We start from the raw sequence: 19,759 nt of genomic DNA on the forward strand, positions 1-19,759 counted from the left end.
CATTCTCGCTATCATATGTACACGTTTTCGTGATGTATTGATGATAATGCAGAACCTATTAATTATTGCTTTCTATTTCACTCCCATTATGTGGAAAACCGAGCAAGTTCCCGCAGCGATGCTACATTACATAAATTACAATCCTCTGGTGTATTACTTTAATATCATACGCCCGCCGCTATTAGGTGTAATGCCCGATCTGCGCTCAATAAGCATCGCGCTCACCATTACAGCCATCCTTTTTTTGCTGGCCATGCTATTACTAAATAGAACCCGGCGTCGCATTGCCTACTGGTTATAAACAATGCAAGCCATTATCAAAGTGGAAAATATCTCCGTTGAGTTTCCTATCTATACCGCCTCTCAACGCAGCCTAAAGAAATTATTGTTCCGACGGGCGGTGGGCGGCAACCTGGCAAAACATCATCAGGCGCTGGCGGTTACAGCGCTGGATAACGTCTCCTTTGAAGTCCATCAGGGTGAGCGGGTAGCGCTTTTGGGCGGCAATGGCGCAGGTAAAACCGCCCTCTTGCGGGTCCTGGCCGGTGTTTATCACCCCACTGCCCGTCGTGTGTCCATCCACGGCGAGGTGGTTTCGCTCATCGATATGGCCATGGGAATGGAGAGCGAGGCGACCGGTTATCAAAATATTTACATCCGCGGTTTACTGCTTGGCCTGACCATGAAACAAATCGCCCGGCAGGTACCTTTCATTATCGAATTCAGTGAACTGGGTGAATTCATCTCTTTACCTGTGCGGACTTATTCCAGCGGCATGCTACTGCGCCTGGCGTTCGCCATTATTTCCGTCTTACAGCCCAGCGTGTTGTTGATGGATGAATGGCTAACGGTAGGCGACAGTCAATTTCGCGACAAAATGAGCAAGAAGCTACAGCAGATGGTGGATAGATCGGCGGTGATGATACTGGCCTCACACTCCCGGGAAACCATAAAGGCGTTTTGCAACACTTTCTTTTTAATGCAAAACGGATCGCTACGTCAGATAAGCCGCAGGGAAATTGATGATTACATTTAAACAGGGAGTCGACGATGGAACTGGACGCTAACATCATTACCGGCGCCAATGGCGTTTTGGGACACGGCCTGCGACGTGCTCTGCAGGCGCAGGGTTATCGCCATCTCCTTTGTCCGACCCGCCAGGAATTAAACGCGCTAGACACGCAACAGGTGGACGGTTTCTTTGCTCATCATCGCTCGCACTACGTTTTCCATCTTGCCTCGCTGGTGTTCGGCCTGCAGGGCAACATGGAAAACCAGCTAAACGCTATCGCGACCAATACGTTGATCAACCAGCATTTGCTTCTCGCCTGTCAGCGATATCCGGTACGCAAAATCTTTTTTTTTTGCCAGTACCGTGGCCGGCTATGGCTATCCATACCACGCGTTGCCGTTAACTGAGCCGTACTTCTTTACCGGGGCGCCTCACGCCGGGGAATATGGTTATGGTATGGCAAAACGCCATGCGCTGGGCTATTTGGAAATCCTGCGCCGGGAATACGATATCGATTACTGCTACGGTATTTTTACTAACCTGTTCGGCCCTAATGACCGCTTCGATATCCACTGCGGCCATGTAATCCCCTCGTTGATTGAAAAAGCCGCCGCCAGCTGGCGGCGAGAGGATCGCTGCCTCCATGTATGGGGGCGGCCGGAAACCAGCCGCGATTTCATGTTCAGCGAAGAGGACGGCGCGGCGGCGTTGCACACTTTTCTGCACGGCAGCGGTATGGTTAATATTGCCAGCGGCTGCGAATCTACCCTGGCGCAGGTGGTATCGGCAATTAACCTCTGCTATCAATCCCGCCTGAATATCGTCTTGGACGCCGACGCGCCGATAGGTGTCGCCAATCGAAGTGTCGATATCAGCCGGCTGCGCGCCCTCGGCTTTCACCCCTCGTACAACCTTAATGATGCCATCGCGAAAACCGTCGACTGGCATCGGATAAATATTGTGATTTAGCCCCCTGAAACACCAGACAGTAGCTGTATCTCCAGATAAGAGATAGGCTTGAATATATGTCTAACACTAACGCCAATTTTGATATGACCGGGATCCTGTTAGGTCAAGAAGTCCGTAAACGTAAAACTCCTCAGGAAAAAATGGCCATTATTCAGCAGAGGATGGAGCCCGGCATGAATGTCTCCCATCTCGCACGACTGCACGGTATCCAGCCCAGCCTGCTGTTTAAGTGGAAAAAGCAATATCAGGAAGGCAGCCTCACTGCCGGGGAGGACGTTGTTCCTGCCTCTGAGCTTGCAGCTGCATTGAAGCAGGTCCGGGAGCTCCAGCGCCTTCTGGGTAAGAAGACGATGGAGGTTGAGATCCTAAAAGAAGCCGTGGAGTACGGCCAGTCACGAAAATGGATAGCGCACGCGCCCTTGTTGCCAAAGGCCGGGGAATAGCACAGGTCAGCCGCGCCATGAGCGGGTCGCGTGCGCCGCTGTCACTGCGGATTAAGCGTTCTGCCGACTGGCAGGACAGGCGCTGTAACCGGCGTAATGACGAAGCAGACGCTGAAATACTGTCGGACATCCTCGACATCATCAGCGATATGCCCAGCTACGGCTATCGGCGGGTGTGGGGCATCCTGCGTAAACAACGTCGCGCAGAGGGACTGCCGCCGGTAAATGCGAAACGACTTTACAGGATCATGTGTGAGCATAACCTGCTGTTATTACATTGAAAACCAGAGCGGCCGAGGCGTGAGCATAAGGGCAGGATCGCGGTGGCAGAAAGCGATATGCGCTGGTGTTCAGATGGCTTCGAGTTCGGCTGCGACAACGGTGAAAAACTGCGGGTCACGTTCGCACTGGACTGCTGCGACAGAGAGGCCATAGACTGGGCTGCGAGCACTGTAGGCTACGACAGTTCGACCGTGCAGGATGTGATGCTGAGGTCGGTAGAAAAGCGCTTCGGCGACAGGTTACCCGATACAGCGGTGCAGTGGTTGACGGACAACGGTTCAGCGTATACCGCGCATGAAACGCAGAGGTTCGCCAGAGAACTGGATCTGGAGCCCTGCACAACAGCGGTGAGCAGCCCGCAGAGCAATGGCATGGCCGAACGGTTCGTGAAGACGATGAAGGAAGACTATATCGAGTTCATGCCAAAACCGGATGCGAGAACAGCCCTGCGAAACCTTGCAGCAGCGTTCACGCATTACAATGAAAACCATCCGCACAGCGCGCTGGGATATCACTCTCCGAGAGAATACCGGCGGCAGCGGGCTTCGTTAACTTAAGATACAAAAGCTGTACGGAGATGGCGGGGCAAGATCAAGCCGCCGATAGTTTCGTAATTGCCGGATTGAGGAAATTCATCAATGTGCAGCACCCGCATGACATCATCAATCGGGGTGCCACCCTCAATCAGCCAGGAGTTCTCATCGCGGGCGACGATCTGCTCCTCCAGCCCCTGGCCCACTAAATCCCCCATCAGGGTGGTCATCACATCGTTCAGGGTGATGATGCCGACGACCAGTGCATATTCGTTTAAAATGACCGCGAAATCCTCGCCGGCGGTTTTGAAACTTTCCAACGCTTCGGAAAGCGTCAGCGTATCCGGTACGATCAGCGCCGAGCGGATCTGCACGCCGCTGTTGAGCGCCAGGCTTTGATTGCCCAGGACGCGGTTGAGCAAGTCCTTCGAGTCGACATAACCGACGATGTGGTCTATGGTGGCGTCGCACACCAGAAATTTAGAATGGGGATGGGTAGCTATTTTCTCTTTAATGCTGTCCTCGGTTTCGCGCAAATCGAAATAAATGATATTTTCACGCGAGGTCATCGAGGAAGGCACGGTGCGCGATTCGAGCTCAAAGACGTTTTTGATAAGTTCATGCTCTTGCTTGCGTAACACGCCGGCCAGCGCGCCGGCCTCGACCACCGCATAAATATCGTCGGAGGTAATGTCGTCTTTGCGCACCATTGGCAGTTTCAACATTTTGAAAATGACGTTGGACAGACCGTTGAACAGCCAGACCAGCGGACGGAACACCAGCAGGCAGAAGCGCATTGGGTTGATAATCTTAACGGCATAAATTTCCTGGGAGATCAACGCGATGCGTTTCGTGGTCAAATCGGCGAACAAAATAAACATGCCGGTCACCAGCGAGAACGAGCAGATAAAGCTCAGTTGCTCCGCCAGCTCGGGGGACATAAAGTGCGCGAATACCGTGGCGAACCTGCGTAATGCGCGTGGTTTTGGCGAAATTGTGCGCCATCCGTAACTCCTCTTTAAACAAATGCCAGCGAAATACTCGGTCAAGGGTTGTTTAACCTGCACGCTTTACCGACAATAAAGCGCAATATTACATGATGCTGTGAAGATAAATCGGTTTTTCAGTGAATAATCTCACCGTGAACTAGAGAGGGTTGGTCACCTTAGCAATAGGTGAGTAAGCGCCATCTAACGCCAGGCGGCGAGGTGGACACGTACGCGCAAGGCCAGGTCCGGCGGTTTTGCCAATGGACTGTTGAGTCTGCTAATAATAGCATCAACGCTGATTCGTTGCGGATGGAGAGACTTTGCCAGGAAAGAATTACACAGAGGTCATCAGCGTGAAAACATGGCATGGCCGAAAGTCCTTGCTCTTCTGCGCGCTATTGCTGATGCCGCAGGCCCACAGCGCCAGCGTCCGCCTGCCGGTGGAGGGGCTTAGCGGCGACCTGCAGCGCAATGTGCGTGCGCGCCTGTCGACCATTGGGACGGACGAGGTGACCGCCGATGCGCGTTTCCAGAGCCGGGTAGATAACGCGGTACGCGAAGGTCTGCGGGCGCTAGGGTATTATTCGCCCACCATCGATTTCGTTTTCAAGCCGGCGGTGAACGGCGGGCGAGATGTGCTTATTGCCCGCATCACCCCGGGCAAGCCGGTGAAAATCGCCGGCGTCAATGTCATCTTGCGCGGCGAAGCGCGGCAGGATACTGATTATCGGCAGTGGGTCGCCAACGGCAAACCCGCGCCGGGCACCGTATTAAACCACGGTGCTTACGACAGGTTTAAAAACGGCTTTTCCAGCCTGGCGTTGCGCAAGGGGTATTTCGACGCCGAATTCCGTAAAAGCCAATTGGGCGTTGCGCCGGCGCGTTATGAGGCCTACTGGGATATCGACTTTGACAGCGGTCAGCGTTATCGCTTTGGCAAAGTGCGTTTCCACGGCGCGCAAATTCGCGAAGATTATTTGCAAAACATCGCCAAAGTGCGCGAGGGGGAGCCCTACAGCGCCGAATCGCTGGCGGAGCTTAACCGCCGGTTGGCTGCCACCAACTGGTTTAATTCGGTGGTCATTTCGCCGGATTTTGCCAGCGGCATACAGAGTAAAACCTTGCTGCTGGACGCGGTGGTGACGCCGCGCACCCGCAACAGCATCGAGACCGGCGTCGGCTACGCGACCGACGTGGGGCCGCGGGTGAAGACCACTTGGAGTAAACCCTGGCTCAATTCCCGCGGGCACAGCTTGCAGACCAGCCTGAGCCTGTCGGCGCCGGAGCAATCGGCCGATGTCAGCTATAAAATCCCGCTGCTCAAAGACCCCCTGGAGCAATATTATCTCCTGCAGGGCTGCTTTAAGCGCGAGGATCTTAACGATACTCAGGCGGATTCCACCACGTTAAATGTGGCGCGCTATTGGGATCTGTCCAGCGGCTGGCAGCGGGCCGTCAATCTGCGCTGGAGCCTGGATCACTTTACCCAGGCCAACGTCACCGATACCACCATGCTTATTTACCCCGGCGTCAGTATCAACCGCACCCGCCAGCGCGGCGGCTTGATGCCGACCTGGGGCGATAGCCAGCGCTATTCCGTCGATGTGTCCAATACCCTGTGGGGATCGGATATCGACTTCGTCATTTTGCAGGCGAAAAACGTCTGGATCCGCACGCTGGCGGAAAAACACCGTTTTGTGGCCCGCGGCAATCTAGGCTGGATTGAAACCAATGATTTTGAACGCGTCCCACCGTCGCTGCGCTTTTTTGCCGGCGGCGATCGCAGTATCCGCGGCTATAAATACAAATCCCTGTCGCCGCGGGACGATGACGGCAAACTGACCGGCGCCTCTAAATTGGCGACCGGGTCGCTTGAGTATCAATATAACGTCACCGGCAAATGGTGGGGCGCGGTGTTTGTCGACAGCGGCGAGGCGGTCAATGACATCAGAGAAAGCAACATCAAAACCGGCGCCGGCGTCGGCGTGCGCTGGCAGTCGCCCGTCGGCCCCATCAAATTGGACATTGCCGCCCCGGTCGCGGATGAACATGAGCACGGCGTGCAATTTTACATTGGACTGGGGCCGGAATTATGAGCCTTGTTAAGAAAATTTGCCTGAGCGTTGTGCTGCTGCTGGTAGTGCTGCTGGGCGCGATTGCCTATCTCATCGGCACCACCAGCGGCTTGCACCTGTTGCTGAACGGCGCGGCCCGCTGGGTGCCGGGGTTAGAAATGGCCTCGGTCAGCGGCGGCTGGCGCGATCTGACCATTAAACAGCTGCGTTACCAGATGCCTGGGGTGACGGTCGGCGCCGGCGAATTCCATTTGGCGCTGGATTTCAGCTGCTTACGCCAGCGCCAATTGTGCATCAATGATCTCGCCCTGCGCGGTGTGATGGTCGGCGTGAACACCACCGAACTGGGCCCGCCGGCGCCCGCCGCGCAGGAGGCGTCGGACGGCGGCCCCGTGTCCACACCTTACCCGCTTCTCCTGCGCCGTCTGGCGCTGGAGAATGTCCAGGTCAAGGTGGATAACACCCGCATCGCCCTTGACGAGTTCACTACCGGCTTCCAGTTTGAGGGCAACAGCCTGACGGTGACGCCGACGCGCATCGCCGGTCTTTTGGTGGCGCTGCCGACGGAGGCGCAGTTAGTGGCGGATAAAGCGGCCACCGCCGCCGTGCAGGCGATAAAACCCGACATGCGCACCCCGGCGCAAAAACGCGCCGACGAAGAGTCGGCGCGGGCGGCGATTCGTGCCGAGCCGCCGTTGGCCGAGACGTTGCGCGCCCTGTTCGCCAAGCCGTTATTGCCGCCGTTTACCCTGCCGCTGAATCTGACGCTGGCGAGCGTTGACGGGGAAAATTTGCGCCTGACCGGCGACGCCAATCTGCTTATTACCCGTTTACGCCTGCAGGCGGCAACCCAGGATCAACACGCTGAGCTGACGCTGCTGGATATCGACTCGCCCCAGGGGTTGCTAAATGCTTCCGGCCATGCCGAGCTGAGCGGGCGCTGGCCGGTGGCGATGACGGTCAACACCATCTTGAATAGCGCGCCGCTGAAAGGCGAAAAAATCAAACTTGCGGTGGACGGCGAGTTACGCGACGAGCTGCGCGCCGCGCTCAATCTGTCCGGCCCGCTCTCCGCGCAACTGGCTCTGAAGACGCAACTGGCGCAGGCGGGTCTGCCGCTGACGTTGACGTTCGATAGCCAGTCCCTGCAATGGCCGTTAACCGGCACACCGCAATATCAGGCGCGAGGCGTGGCCTTACGGCTGGATGGCGAAGCGCGGGATTACCGGCTGGCGCTGAAAGCGGCGCTCAGCGGCGAGGGACTGCCGCCGGCGGATATGACTATGGACGCCAAGGGCAACACCGACGGCTTTACGCTGTCGCGCCTGCGGCTGGCGGCGCTGCAGGGCAACACTGACCTGAGCGCGGTCGTGGACTGGCAACGCGCTATAAGCTGGCGCAGTGAGCTGGCGTTAAGCGGTATCAATACCGCCCGCCAGTGGCCGGACTGGCCGGCGCGGGTGGAGGGGAAAATCACCAGCCTCGGCAGCCTGTACGGTGGCAACTGGCAATTACAGGTGCCTGAGTTGGATCTGCACGGTCAAATTCGCCAGAACGCGTTGACCGCCAAAGGATCGCTGCGCGGTAACGCCGCAGGTCAATGGCAGGTGCCGCAGCTGCTGCTGGCACTGGGGCGCAACCAATTGAACGTGAAAGGCGAGCTGAACGAGGCCTTCGCGCTGGACGCCGTGCTCAACGCGCCGGCGCTGAACGGTGCGCTGCCTGGCCTGGGCGGTCGGGCAGCGGGGAATATCAAGCTGCACGGTAATCTGCAGGCGCCGCAATTGCTGATGGATCTCGACGCGCATGCGCTGCGCTGGGGGGAAATGAGCATTGCGCGTATCGCACTACAGGGGGATGTGCGCTCCAGCGATATCGTCCGCGGCGACGTGCGGTTGCGGATGGATCGCCTGCAGCAGGGGGCGCTGTCCATCGCGCAATTGACCCTGGACGCGACCGGCGATGAAAAGCAGCATCAATTGAAGCTGGCGATGCATGGCGAGCCGGTGGCCGGCCAACTACAGCTGAACGGCAGCTTCGACCGGCAGCAGCAACGTTGGCAAGGTACGCTGAGCCAAACCCGTTTTGATACGCCGGTGGGGGAGTGGCGGCTAACGCGGGCCATGACGCTGGATTATCGGGCCGCAACGCAAAATCTGGTCATGGGCCCGCACTGCTGGCAAAACCCGAATGCGCAGATCTGTGCGCCGCAGAATATTGACCTCGGCGACTCCGGGCAGGCGAGCGTGCTGCTAAACCGCTTTGACCTGGCGATGCTGAAACCGATGCTGCCGGCAGAGACGCAGGCCAGCGGCGTTTTCACCGGCCGGGCCGATATACGCTGGACCGCGGGCGGCGGTTTGCCGCAGGGTAAAGTGGCGCTGGTGGGCAGCGGCGTGAAGGTCAGCCAGACCGTGCAGGGCAAGACGCTACCGGTAGACTTTGAGACGCTGACGCTCAATGCCGCGCTGGATAAGGGGCTGGCGCGTCTGGACTGGTTGATGAAAATTGCCGGCAACGGCCAGTTCAACGGTCAGGTGCAGGTCGCGGACCCTCAGAGCCGGCGCGGGCTGTCCGGCAACGTCAATATCAATAATCTTTCGCTGGCGCTGTTGAAACCGCTGCTGTCGCGGGGTGAAAGCGTCGATGGACTGGTTAACGCCGCGCTGCGTCTCGGCGGGGATGTGCAGCGGCCACAGCTTTACGGTCAGCTGGGGCTGGAGCGTCTGGTGATCAAAGGTACTTTCATGCCTTTTGCCATGACCGACAGCCGGCTGGCGCTCTCCTTCGCCGGTACCCGCTCCGCGCTGCAGGGCCTCATCGGTACCACCCATGGCCAGCTCAACCTGACCGGCGACGCCGACTGGAGCAGGATGGAAGCCTGGCGCGCGCGCATTAACGCGCAGGGCAGCCGGGTGCGCATCACCGTACCGCCGATGGTGCGGCTGGATATGTCGCCGGATATTGTGTTTGAGGCCACGCCGACGCTGTTCGCCCTTAACGGTAAGGTCGATATCCCCTGGGCGCGTATCGAGGTGAAAGATATGCCGCAAAGCGCGGTCGGCGTCTCCAGCGATGAGGTGCTGCTGGACGACAACCTGCAACCGGTACCCGACAGCGCCGGCGGCGCCGCGATCCCGATTAGCTCAAATCTGCTGGTTCACGTCGGCCCGGATGTGCGCATTGACGCTTTTGGCCTGAAGGCCAGGCTGACGGGCGATTTGAAAGTGGCGCAGGATAAACAAGGGCTGGGACTTAACGGGCAAATCGATATTCCCTCCGGCCGTTTCCACGCCTACGGGCAGGATTTGATTGTTAACAAAGGCCAACTGCTGTTCTCCGGCCCGGTCGATCAGCCTTACCTGAACATCGAAGCTATCCGCAATCCGGATTCCACCGAAGATGATGTTACGGCAGGGGTCCGGGTAACTGGATTGGCCGATCAGCCGAAAGTGGAAGTGTTTTCCGATCCGGTCAAATCCCAGCAGGAGGCGCTGTCTTGTTTACTGCGCGGACAGGGTCTGGACGCCTCCGGCGCCGACAGCAATATGATGACATCGATGTTAATTGGCATGGGGGTTGCGCAAAGCGGGCAAGTTGTGGGTAAAATCGGACAAGCATTCGGGGTAAGCGATCTGGCGTTGGATACCCAGGGGGTTGGCGACAGCTCTCAGGTGGTGGTCAGCGGTTATATCGCGCCCGGTCTGCAGGTTAAATACGGTGTGGGTATTTTTGATTCACTGGCGACGTTAACGCTGCGTTATCGTTTAATGCCGAAACTTTATCTGGAAGCCGTGTCTGGTCTTAATCAGGCGCTAGACTTGCTCTATCGGTTTGAGTTTTAACCATGCGAATAATTGTTTACGGTAGTCTGCGACGCAAACAGGGAAACAGTCATTGGATGACGAACGTGATTTAGCCCCCTGAAACACCAGACAGTAGCTGTATCTCCAGATTAAGAGATACAGCTACTGTCTAGTGTTTCAGGGGGCTAAATCAGCTTTCGATTTCATGATCTGAGGCATACTTGGGCGAGTTGGTTAATCCAGTCTGGTGTACCTCTACCAGCATTGCAAGAAATGGGGGGATGGGAAAGTATCCAAATGGTAAAAAGGTATGCTCACTTATCCCCTGCACAATTGAAGAAACACGCTAAAAACATTAATGTCATACTCGGATTTCATGTCACTAATATGACGCTTAAGGAAGTTACATAAGATGTCATCAACTGTAACTCCTTGTTTTAATTGGTGGGTCGTACAGGATTCGAACCTGTGACCAATTGATTAAAAGTCAACTGCTCTACCAACTAAGCTAACGACCCCGATACCCGTTTACACCCGCAGCCAGAGGAAATCAGCTTTCCCCGGGCAACGGCGGAATATATTACTTATTAAAAAGTTTGACGCAACCTTTAATTAGTCCAAACGCGGCCAACTGCCTGATCTTCGAGCATTCTGGCCCATTTCACGCCCTCCTGCCCCGTTCAAACGCGTCGCTATTACAGCCCGGCGAGCCGTTTTTGCGCCTGTTTAGCCGCCTCGGCGCTGGGGTACAGTTTGCCCACCTGCTGATAAACCGCCCGGGCTTTATCTTTCTGGCCTTTTTCCTGCATGATGACGCCCACCTTGAGCAGCTCATCGCGGGGGCTTTGGGTGATTTTGGATGTTTTTTCACCACCAGAGCGAAATAATAGGCCGCATCGTCTTTTTTACCCTGATTATAATTAAGCTGCCCCAGCCAATAATTGGCGTTGGGCTGATAGGTCGAATCGGGGTAACGCTTCACAAAGCTTTGGAATGCGCTAATCGCCTGGTCGTACTGTTTTTTCCAGCACCAGCGCCACCGCTTGGTTATAGTCGGTGTTGGCGTCTGAGCCGCTGGTCGTGGCATTGGCGGCAGGCGCCGCGCTCTGAGCACCGCCGGCGGAGGTGGACGCCTGAGGTTGGCCGTCGGCAGCCGCAGCTGGCGTCTGACTGGAAAGGCTGTCCATCTGCTGATAAATCTGTTTCTGTCGCTCGACGACCTGCGACAGTTGGTATTGGTTTTCCTGAATCTGGCCGCGCAGCGAGTCGATATCGCGCTGATTATCGGCGAGCTGTTGCTGAAGCTGGGTTAGCAGCTGGCTGTGCGCATTGGAAATACGCTCAAGTTGAGTGACCCGGTCTTCCACCGAGCCGGAGCCGGCATTACTGATTGGCGCTTGGGCGGTAGCGACCCATGGGGCCGCTACGCCAACCAATAACGACAGACTCAACAGATAAGGCCTGAAGTTATTGCTCATACCAGTCTCTTAGTATACCAGTACGGCACGACGGTTTTTGGCGTAAGCCGATTCGTCGTGGCCCAGTACGGCCGGTTTCTCTTTACCGTAAGATACGATAGCGATTTGATCGGCGGAAACACCTTTACCCTGAAGATACATCTTCACGGCATTGGCACGGCGTTCGCCCAGGGCGATGTTGTATTCCGGCGTACCGCGTTCGTCTGCATGGCCTTCAACGGTCACTTTGTAAGACGGGTTGCTGCGCAGGAAATTAGCGTGTGCGTCAAGCATATGAGCGAAATCAGAGCGGATATCGTACTTGTCCAAATCGAAGTAAACGATATTGTTGCGCTGGAGCTCCTGCATCTGCAGACGAGCCTGCTCGTCGGAAGAGCCGTTGTTGTCGTTCATGTCCATGCCAGTGCCAGCACCGGCGCCCATGGCAGATTCGTCGCCATTATTGGCGCTTTTGTGAGAACTACATGCGGCGATCGCTATCACCGGCACCGCCAACATCAGCCCTTTCAGCACTTTGTTCAGTTGCATCTCATATTCCTTTTATAGTTTGCCATACATATTTACACATGCATCACAGATACGGCGACCAGGCAGGATTCTTGACCTGTCCATCAGTTGCCGGAAGACGCGCTTTGAAACGCCCATCAGTCGAGACCAGCTGTAACACGGAACCCAGCCCTTGCGTAGCGCTGTAGATAACCATTGTGCCATTGGGAGCGACGCTAGGCGTCTCATCCAGGAACGTGTCCGTCAATACTTGGACGGCGTTCGTTGCCAGATCCAGTTTAGCGATATGCTGCGCGCCGTTGTTGGTGCTGACCATAACCAGGAACTTGCCGTCCGGGCTAACGTCCGCATTCTGGTTCTGGGAACCCTCCCAGGACAGGCGCTGCGGCGTACCGCCATTAATATTAGTTTTATACACTTGGGGACGACCGCCCTGGTCGGAAGTATACGCCAGCGTCTGACTGTCCGGGAACCAGCTCGGTTCCGTATTATTGCTGCGACCTTCGGTCACCTGACGCACTTGGCCCGAGCCTAAGTCCATCACGTACAAATTCATGTTGCCGGTCTTCGACAGTACAAAGGCCAGTTTGCTGCCGTCCGGCGAAAATGCCGGCGCGCCGTTGTGCTGCGGGAAACTGGCAACCTGGCGAATAGCGCCGCTGTCCAGCGTCTGAATGACCAGCGCCGAGCGGCCGCTATCAAAGGTGACATAGGCAAGCTTGCTGCCGTCGGGGGACCAGGCCGGCGACATCAGCGGCTGCGGCGAACGGTGTACCGGCGTCTGATTAAAGCCGTCATAATCCGCGACGCGCAGTTCATATGGGTACTGACCGCCGTTGGTCTGCACGACGTAGGCAATACGGGTACGGAAGGCGCCCTTGATGCCCGTGAGCTTTTCAAAGGTTTCATCGCTGGCGGTGTGGGCGGCATAACGCAGCCATTTGCGCGCCACCTTGACCTGATTTTGCGCCAGGACAGCGCCCGGGTTGCCGGAGGTGTCCACCAATTGATAAGACACCACGTAGCTGCCGTCGGCGCTCGGCTGTACCTGCCCCACCACCACGGCGTCGATGCCAAGCGCCGTCCAGGCAGCCGGCGTCACTTCCGAGGCAGTGGTCGGCTGCTGCGGCAAGCGAGAGGTGTCTAGCGGGTTAAATTTGCCGCTGTTACGCAGGTCGGCGGCGACTATGCCGCCAATATATTCAGGCGCGGCACCCGGTCCCGCCCATTTAAACGGTACTACGCCTATCGGCCGGGCCGTATCCACCCCTTGGGTGATTTCAATACGCACTTCCGCATGCAGCACGGAAGCCCATAAAAGGAAAAAACCTAACGCTACTCGAAATGCCTGCTTCATTTCATCTCCCAAACCGACGCCAGGGCGCCGGTCGCAATTGCAGAATTGTAAACTTGTCGGGTTAAACAACACTACATCTTCCCATTAGACAACATAGTATAAATCTTAAACCCAAACAGGACTATTTGATAACCATTGCATTTCGCTAAATGGCTTTACTAAGGTTTAAAGTCAAGCGTCGCGTTTTTCACTGCATCATACACCTTCGGACTGGGCGGCCGGGGGATCGCCGCCAGCTTCGCCGCGGAGACCGCCGCCTGACACAGCGCCGGATCGCCACCGTCAGAACTGACCGAAATCAGCATGCCATCTGGCGCCAGTTTGATGCGCAAAATGCAGGTTTTACCGCTGTAGTTAGACGCATCGTAAAACTTATTGCTGATAGCCTGGCGCACCTGAGCCAGATAGCCATTGATTTCCGAACCGGTGGCGCCGCTCAGCTTACTGTTGCCAGTCCCGGCGGGGGCGCCGCCGGATTTGGGCGCGTTTTTAGCGTCGGTCAGCCCACCCAGCAAATCGTCCACCTCGCTGGATTGTTTGGCGGCGGCGGCGGCTTTTTGCTTTGCCTCGGCGGCGGCTTTCTCTTTGGCCGCCTGATCGGCCTTGGCTTTCGCATCGGCTTCGGCTTTAGCCTGCGCCGCCGCGGCGGCCTGCTTCGCCTCCGCCTCCGCCTGTTTCTTCGCGTCAGCTGCGGCCTTCTTCGCCTCCGCTTCCGCCTGCTGTTTCGCCGCGGCCGCGGCTTTCACCTGCGCCGCCGCTTCCGCTTTGGCCTGTGCCGCAGCGGCCTCAGCTTGTTTTTGCTGCGCTTGGGCCTGTTTAGCCGCCTCTTGGGCCTGTTTTTGCTGCTCAGCCTGCTGGCGCTGTTGCGCTTCGGCTGCTTCCTGCGCCTCTAACCGCTGTTTCTCCAGCGCTTTCAGGCGCTGCTGCTCAGCCACTTGCTTTTGCTGAAGCTCTTCTGCCTGCTGTTGGGCCTGCTTATCGCGCTGCTGCTGCGCCCGCTGCGCATCGGTTTGCTGCTGCTGACGGTTATATTGTTGCACCACGGCGCCGGGGTCGACCATCACGGCATCAATAGACGACCCGCCGCCGCCCGCGCTGGTCTCTTGCGGCTGATGGATCGAGCTCCAGATCAATACGGCGATCAGAACGCAATGCAGCGCAATCGACAGAATAATGGCACGTTTAAGCTTGTCGTTATGTTCGGTAACCTTCAACACAATCGATTCCCAAAATGGGGTTGACCGGAAATAGTACGCATCACGAGCCGACCGTCAGATAGGCTGCGTCATCAGACCGACCGACTTCACGCCGGCCTGATGCAATAAGTTCAGCGCCTTGATTATCTCATCATAAGGCACGTCCTTGGCGCCGCCTATCAGAAACACCGTCTTGGGATTGGCGGTGATGCGGGCGCGCGCTTCAGAAACTACCTGTTCGGATGGCAACTGCTCCTGACGTTGATGATCGGCCACCAGACTGTACTGGCCGATGCCGGAAACCTCGACGATTACCGGTAGATTATCATCGATGCCGACGGTTTTGAAGTCGGTCGCGTCGGGCAAATCCACCTCGACGCTCTGGGTAATAATCGGCGCCGTCGCCATAAAGATTAACACCAGCACCAGCAGCACATCGAGCAAGGGGACAATGTTAATCTCGGACTTTATTTCTCTGCGCGAGCGTCTTCTGGCCATGATTACCCCTCCTGCTTACTTGGCGCTATCGCTGGCGAAAGCCTGACGGTGCAGGATGGCGATGAACTCTTCGGTAAAGTTGTCGTAGTTCTGCTCAAGCTTGTTGACCCGCAGGCTCAGGCGATTGAAGGCCATGACCGCGGGAATGGCGGCAAACAGACCGATCGCGGTGGCGATAAGCGCTTCGGCTATCCCCGGCGCGACCATCTGCAGCGTAGCCTGCTTCACGGCACCCAGTCCGATGAACGCGTGCATGATGCCCCACACGGTACCGAATAGGCCGATGTACGGGCTGATAGAGCCCACGGTGCCAAGAAACGGGATATGGGTTTCCAGCGCTTCCAGTTCTCGATTCATTGAGATACGCATAGCGCGCGAGGCGCCCTCTACCACCGCTTCAGGAGCGTGGTTATTGGCGCGGTGCAGGCGCGCGAACTCTTTAAAGCCGGCGTAAAAAATTTGCTCAGAGCCGCTCAGGTTGTCGCGGCGCGTCAGGCTTTCCTGATACAGGCGCGATAATTCAATACCGGACCAGAATTTATCCTCAAAGGCTTCCGCTTCACGCGCGGCGGAGCTCAGGATACGGGAACGCTGGATAATGATCGCCCAGGACGCAATGGAAAAGCCTATCAAAATCAGCATGATCAGTTTGACCAGAAAGCCCGCTTTCAGGAACAGATCAAAGATATTCATGTCAGTCACTGCTTGAACTCCGCGACAAAAGACGTAGGAAGCGCAATCGGCTTCAATTGCTGTAGATCGACACATGCGATCACGACATCCGCCTGGCTGAGCAACTGTCCGTCAGCATTCAGGATGCGTTGTGCAAAGGTCAGAGAGGCGCGCTTGAGGGAGACGATTTCGCTTTCCACTTGCAGTAAATCGTCCAGGCGCGCAGGCGCAAAATACTCCACCGCCATGCGCCGCACCACGAAAGCCACGTTCGCCTGCATGAGCGCGTGCTGATGGAAATTATGCTGACGAAGCATTTCTGTGCGCGCGCGTTCATAGAAGGCGACATATCTGGCATGGTAAACCACGCCACCGGCGTCGGTATCTTCGTAATAGACGCGAACCGGCCATTGGAAAAAAGAAATACTCACTCCACCGTCCAACAACGCAAAAACAACGGTGATTACTATACGCAAGACCTAACACGTTGGAAATGGGTAAGCCGGGGGGAAAGAAAATATTTTAGGTCCCTTACATTGTGGGATTAAAGGACCGTAAAGTTATTAAGAGAATCTGTAAAGCAAGGCGGCGATCATCACCAACATCGCCGGCAACGGCAGAAAAACCAGACGCCAGCGCAGCCGCCGCGGACGAAAGCCGGTGCCGTGAACCACGCCGGCACAAACCGCCCAAACAATGACACAATCCCCTGCCACCATGACAGCGTACTGGTCCGGGCGGCGAAGCGGGACGGCGACCAGAACACGCAGGCCGCAAGCGTCAGCGCCATGATGAGGGAAAGCGCCCTCAGGGGGCGCTTGTCCGTCAAACCGTACAAAAACGAGATAACCCGCCCTGTCACTTCATGGCATCCTCACCGCGGGTATCTTCCAGATGCTCAAGGGCCAGCGCGGTAATGATGCCGAAGGCACAGGCCAGCAGCGTTCCTAAAATCCAGGCGAAATACCACATAATTAAGCTCCTTAACTCAGTACAGCGAATGCGTGTTTTGTTCAATATGTTCTTTCGTGATGCGACCGAACATTTTGTAGTAACACCAAATGGTATAGAGCAACACAATCGGCACGAAAATGATTGCCACCACGGTCATGACTTTCAGCGTCCCCAGGCTCGAGGTCGTATCCCACATCGTCAGGCTGGCGTTAGGCATCGTGCTCGACGGCATGATGAACGGGAACAGCGTAATCCCCGCGGTCAAGATCACACAGGCCACGGTCAGCGAGGAGAAAATAAAGGCCCAGGCGCTGCGCCCCGCCCGGCTGAAGACAATTGTTAGCAGCGGCAGCACTACACCCAGCGCCGGCACGATCCAAAGTCCCGGATAAGCGTGGTAATTAGCCAGCCATGCCCCGGCCTGATGCGCAACTTCTTTGTGCAGCGGGTTGGACTGTGCGGCCCGGTCGATGACGGAGGTAATGGTATAGCCGTCGATGCCATTGACGACCCAAATACCGGCCAATAGGAAGGTTATCATCGTCACCAGCGCGGTAAGCTGGGTGATGCCGCACATCCGCACCTGCAAATCGCCGCCGGTGCGCATTTGCAGATAAGTGCCGCCATGGGTCAGGAACATCGCCAGACTGACAATGCCCGCCAGCAGGCCAAACGGGTTGAGCAACTGGAAGAAATTGCCGGTGTAATACAGGCGCAGGTACTCGTCCACGTAGAACGGCACGCCCTGCAGCAGGTTGCCGAAGGCGACCCCTATCACCACCGGTGAAATGAAGCTGCCGATGAAGATCCCCCAGTCCCACAGATTGCGCCAGCGGGCGTCGTCGATTTTCGAGCGGTAGTCGAAACCGACCGGGCGGAAGAACAGCGAGGCCAACACCAGGATCATGGCGATATAAAAGCCGGAGAACGCCGCGGCATACACCATGGGCCAGGCGGCGAACAGCGCGCCGCCGGCGGTGATGAGCCACACCTGGTTACCGTCCCAGTGTGGCGCGATGGTATTGATCATGACCCGGCGTTCAACATCACCGCGGCCAAACAGTCGCATCAGCATGCCGACGCCCATATCAAACCCGTCGGTGACGGCGAAACCGATGAGCAGCACGCCAATCAGTACCCACCAGATAACACGCAATACTTCATAATCAAACATAGTCATTCGCTCCTGTATTACCGTGCGCCCACCGAGGAAACGGACGATTGTTCAAAATGGTAGTTGCCGGTTTTCAGACTGCTTGGCCCCAGGCGCGCGAATTTGAACATCAGATACATTTCCGCCACCAAAAACAGCGTGTACAGTCCGCAAATCAGCCCCATCGAGAACAAGATGTCGCCGGCGGTCAGGGTCGAGTTGGCGACAGCGGTCGGCAGGATTTCACCGATAGCCCAGGGCTGGCGGCCATATTCGGCGATAAACCAGCCAGACTCGATGGCGATCCACGGCAGCGGGATCCCATAGAGCATAGCACGGTGCAGCCAGCGCGGCTGACCGATACGGTTACGCAGCACAGTCCAGAAACAGGCGGCAATCAGCAGCAGCATCAACACGCCGCAGCCCACCATGATACGGAAGGAGAAATACAGCGGCGCCACGCGCGGGATAGAATCGCTGGTCGCCTGACGAATCTGCTGCTCGTTGGCCTGGGTGATGTCGTCTGTGTAGCGTTTGAGCAGCAGCCCATACCCCAAATCCTGCTTGCTACTGTTAAACGCTTCGCGCACCGCAGGATCGGTGCTGCCTTCGCGTAGCTGTTGCAGCAGGCTATAGGCTTTTATCCCGTTACGAATGCGCACCTCATGCTGCGCCATCAGATCTTTCAGGCCGGTAACCTGGCGATCGGTGGAACGGGTGGCGATAATGCCCAGCGCATAGGGGATACGCACCGCGAAATGGTTGGTCTGGTCTTCCTGGTTCGGCAGACCGAACAGGGTAAAGGAGGCCGGCGCCGGCTCGGTGTTCCATTCCGCCTCGATAGCCGCCAGCTTGGTTTTTTGCACATCGCCCATTTCGTAACCGGATTCATCCCCCAGCACGATGACCGACAGCACCGCCGCCATGCCGAAGGAGGCGGCGATGGCGAAGGAGCGTTTGGCGAAAGCGATGTCGCGCCCTTTTAACAGGTAATAGGAGCTGATGCCGAGGACAAACATCGCGCCGGTGCAGTAGCCGGCGGCCACGGTATGCACAAATTTCACCTGCGCGACCGGGTTAAGGACCAGGTCGGCGAAGCTGACCATCTCCATACGCATGGTTTCGTAGTTGAAATCCGCCGCGATGGGATTTTGCATCCAGCCGTTGGCCACCAGGATCCACAGCGCGGACAGGTTGGAGCCCAACGCCACCAGCCAGGTCACCGCCATATGCTGCACTTTGCCCAAGCGGTCCCAGCCGAAGAAGAACAGGCCGACGAAGGTGGATTCTAGGAAGAAGGCCATCAGCCCTTCAATGGCCAGCGGTGCGCCGAAAATATCGCCGACATAGTGGGAGAAGTATGACCAGTTGGTACCGAACTGGAACTCCATGGTAAGACCGGTAGCCACGCCGAGGGCGAAGTTGATAGCGAACAACTTGCCCCAGAACTTGGTCATATCTTTATAGATCTGTTTACCCGACAGCACATAAACCGTTTCCATGATGGCCAGAAAAAACGCCATACCCAGCGTCAGCGGCACAAACAGGAAATGGTACATCGCCGTTAAAGCAAACTGTAATCGTGATAGTTCGACGACATCAAACATGATGACTCCTTGCTCCTCGCAGGAAGGATCACACATGCGCCGGTACAGCCGTCCCTCTTGCTAAGGGCAGCCGGATAGGCGCGGTTAATAACAAAGACTTTATAGTTATCATTAACCGCCAGCCGCCTCTAACCTTAGCGGGGATGAAGGGCATCGGCGCCGCAGACGGATGAAAGAAATACCAACAGACCCGGTTGGGAATGCCCGTATAGTACCCCTCAACTTCCT

At 56.7% G+C, this 19,759-nt stretch carries 14 protein-coding genes, 1 tRNA gene and 6 pseudogenes; 8 read left to right on the forward strand and 13 right to left on the reverse strand.

All coding sequences use genetic code 11. The features are described 5' to 3' along the window. Nucleotides 1–304 precede the first annotated feature (304 nt). The 4 genes and pseudogenes from JZM24_RS02550 to JZM24_RS02560 all read left to right on the forward strand — a co-directional run bounded on the left by JZM24_RS02550 (nucleotide 305) and on the right by JZM24_RS02560 (nucleotide 3,263). Nucleotides 305–1,036, forward strand: coding sequence for an ABC transporter ATP-binding protein (locus JZM24_RS02550; protein WP_215668455.1), 732 nt, complete (start codon nucleotides 305–307; stop codon nucleotides 1,034–1,036). A gap of 14 nt (nucleotides 1,037–1,050) precedes the next feature. Continuing rightward, nucleotides 1,051–1,419: an NAD-dependent epimerase/dehydratase family protein gene (locus JZM24_RS19070; protein ID WP_281418176.1), complete on the forward strand. Its 369-nt coding sequence runs from the start codon at nucleotides 1,051–1,053 to the stop codon at nucleotides 1,417–1,419. Next, on the forward strand, nucleotides 1,376–1,981 hold the full coding sequence (locus tag JZM24_RS19075; RefSeq protein ID WP_312884885.1) for an NAD-dependent epimerase/dehydratase family protein: 606 nt from the start codon (nucleotides 1,376–1,378) through the stop codon (nucleotides 1,979–1,981). The genes JZM24_RS19070 and JZM24_RS19075 overlap by 44 nt, the downstream gene beginning before the upstream one ends. Before the next feature lie 83 nt (nucleotides 1,982–2,064). After that, nucleotides 2,065–3,263, forward strand: a pseudogene (locus tag JZM24_RS02560) (IS3 family transposase). Between the two features lie 29 nt (nucleotides 3,264–3,292). On the opposite strand, the pseudogene JZM24_RS02565 reads toward JZM24_RS02560, so the two are convergent. After that, nucleotides 3,293–4,204 (reverse strand): annotated as a pseudogene (locus tag JZM24_RS02565) (hemolysin family protein); the annotation flags it as partial. A 428-nt stretch (nucleotides 4,205–4,632) separates the two neighbouring features. Between JZM24_RS02565 and tamA the strand changes: the two are divergent. The 4 genes and pseudogenes from tamA to JZM24_RS02585 all read left to right on the forward strand — a co-directional run. Then, nucleotides 4,633–6,324, forward strand: coding sequence for an autotransporter assembly complex protein TamA (gene tamA / locus JZM24_RS02570; RefSeq protein ID WP_215669976.1), 1,692 nt, complete (start codon nucleotides 4,633–4,635; stop codon nucleotides 6,322–6,324). After that, the gene (gene tamB, locus JZM24_RS02575) at nucleotides 6,321–10,148 is read left to right on the forward strand and encodes an autotransporter assembly complex protein TamB (protein ID WP_215668456.1); all 3,828 of its coding nucleotides are present in this window, start codon (nucleotides 6,321–6,323) and stop codon (nucleotides 10,146–10,148) included. The genes tamA and tamB overlap by 4 nt, the downstream gene beginning before the upstream one ends. A 2-nt stretch (nucleotides 10,149–10,150) precedes the next feature. Further along, nucleotides 10,151–10,213 (forward strand): annotated as a pseudogene (locus tag JZM24_RS02580) (gamma-glutamylcyclotransferase family protein); the annotation flags it as partial. A 91-nt stretch (nucleotides 10,214–10,304) separates the two neighbouring features. Next, nucleotides 10,305–10,520: pseudogene (locus JZM24_RS02585) on the forward strand (tyrosine-type recombinase/integrase); the annotation flags it as partial. Between the two features lie 31 nt (nucleotides 10,521–10,551). On the opposite strand, the gene JZM24_RS02590 reads toward JZM24_RS02585, so the two are convergent. The 12 genes and pseudogenes from JZM24_RS02590 to cydA all read right to left on the reverse strand — a co-directional run bounded on the left by JZM24_RS02590 (nucleotide 10,552) and on the right by cydA (nucleotide 19,531). Next, a tRNA-Lys gene (locus JZM24_RS02590) sits at nucleotides 10,552–10,627 on the reverse strand. 177 nt (nucleotides 10,628–10,804) lie between these two features. Next, nucleotides 10,805–11,587 (reverse strand): annotated as a pseudogene (gene cpoB / locus JZM24_RS02595) (cell division protein CpoB). A gap of 9 nt (nucleotides 11,588–11,596) precedes the next feature. Beyond that, nucleotides 11,597–12,115, reverse strand: coding sequence for a peptidoglycan-associated lipoprotein Pal (pal, locus tag JZM24_RS02600; protein WP_215668457.1), 519 nt, complete (start codon nucleotides 12,113–12,115; stop codon nucleotides 11,597–11,599). Nucleotides 12,116–12,158: 43 nt separating this feature from the next. Further along, a complete protein-coding gene (tolB, locus tag JZM24_RS02605) occupies nucleotides 12,159–13,451 on the reverse strand; it encodes a Tol-Pal system beta propeller repeat protein TolB (RefSeq protein WP_215668458.1) in 1,293 nt (430 codons plus the stop codon). Between the two features lie 158 nt (nucleotides 13,452–13,609). Beyond that, nucleotides 13,610–14,668, reverse strand: coding sequence for a cell envelope integrity protein TolA (gene tolA, locus JZM24_RS02610; protein WP_215668459.1), 1,059 nt, complete (start codon nucleotides 14,666–14,668; stop codon nucleotides 13,610–13,612). 54 nt (nucleotides 14,669–14,722) lie between these two features. Beyond that, nucleotides 14,723–15,145, reverse strand: coding sequence for a colicin uptake protein TolR (tolR, locus tag JZM24_RS02615; protein ID WP_215668460.1), 423 nt, complete (start codon nucleotides 15,143–15,145; stop codon nucleotides 14,723–14,725). A gap of 15 nt (nucleotides 15,146–15,160) precedes the next feature. Next, nucleotides 15,161–15,847 carry a Tol-Pal system protein TolQ gene (gene tolQ / locus JZM24_RS02620; protein WP_215668461.1) on the reverse strand — a complete coding sequence of 229 codons (687 nt, stop codon included), beginning with the start codon at nucleotides 15,845–15,847 and terminating at the stop codon, nucleotides 15,161–15,163. Continuing rightward, entirely contained in the window at nucleotides 15,844–16,248 is a 405-nt protein-coding gene (gene ybgC, locus JZM24_RS02625; RefSeq protein ID WP_215668462.1) for a tol-pal system-associated acyl-CoA thioesterase, read from the reverse strand. The genes tolQ and ybgC overlap by 4 nt, the downstream gene beginning before the upstream one ends. 132 nt (nucleotides 16,249–16,380) lie before the next feature. Continuing rightward, nucleotides 16,381–16,679, reverse strand: a pseudogene (ybgE, locus tag JZM24_RS02630) (cyd operon protein YbgE). After that, nucleotides 16,676–16,789 (reverse strand): cytochrome bd-I oxidase subunit CydX, encoded by a 114-nt coding sequence (gene cydX / locus JZM24_RS02635; protein ID WP_070108744.1) that lies wholly within the window; start codon nucleotides 16,787–16,789, stop codon nucleotides 16,676–16,678. Before cydX ends, ybgE begins: the two are co-directional and overlap by 4 nt. A 16-nt stretch (nucleotides 16,790–16,805) precedes the next feature. After that, nucleotides 16,806–17,945 carry a cytochrome d ubiquinol oxidase subunit II gene (gene cydB / locus JZM24_RS02640; protein WP_215668463.1) on the reverse strand — a complete coding sequence of 380 codons (1,140 nt, stop codon included), beginning with the start codon at nucleotides 17,943–17,945 and terminating at the stop codon, nucleotides 16,806–16,808. A 17-nt stretch (nucleotides 17,946–17,962) separates the two neighbouring features. Further along, nucleotides 17,963–19,531, reverse strand: a complete 1,569-nt coding sequence (gene cydA / locus JZM24_RS02645) for a cytochrome ubiquinol oxidase subunit I (protein WP_215668464.1) — start codon at nucleotides 19,529–19,531, stop codon at nucleotides 17,963–17,965. Nucleotides 19,532–19,759 lie beyond the last annotated feature (228 nt).

This window comes from Candidatus Sodalis endolongispinus (assembly GCF_018777395.1).
Classification (GTDB): Bacteria; Pseudomonadota; Gammaproteobacteria; order Enterobacterales; family Enterobacteriaceae; genus Sodalis_B; species Sodalis_B endolongispinus.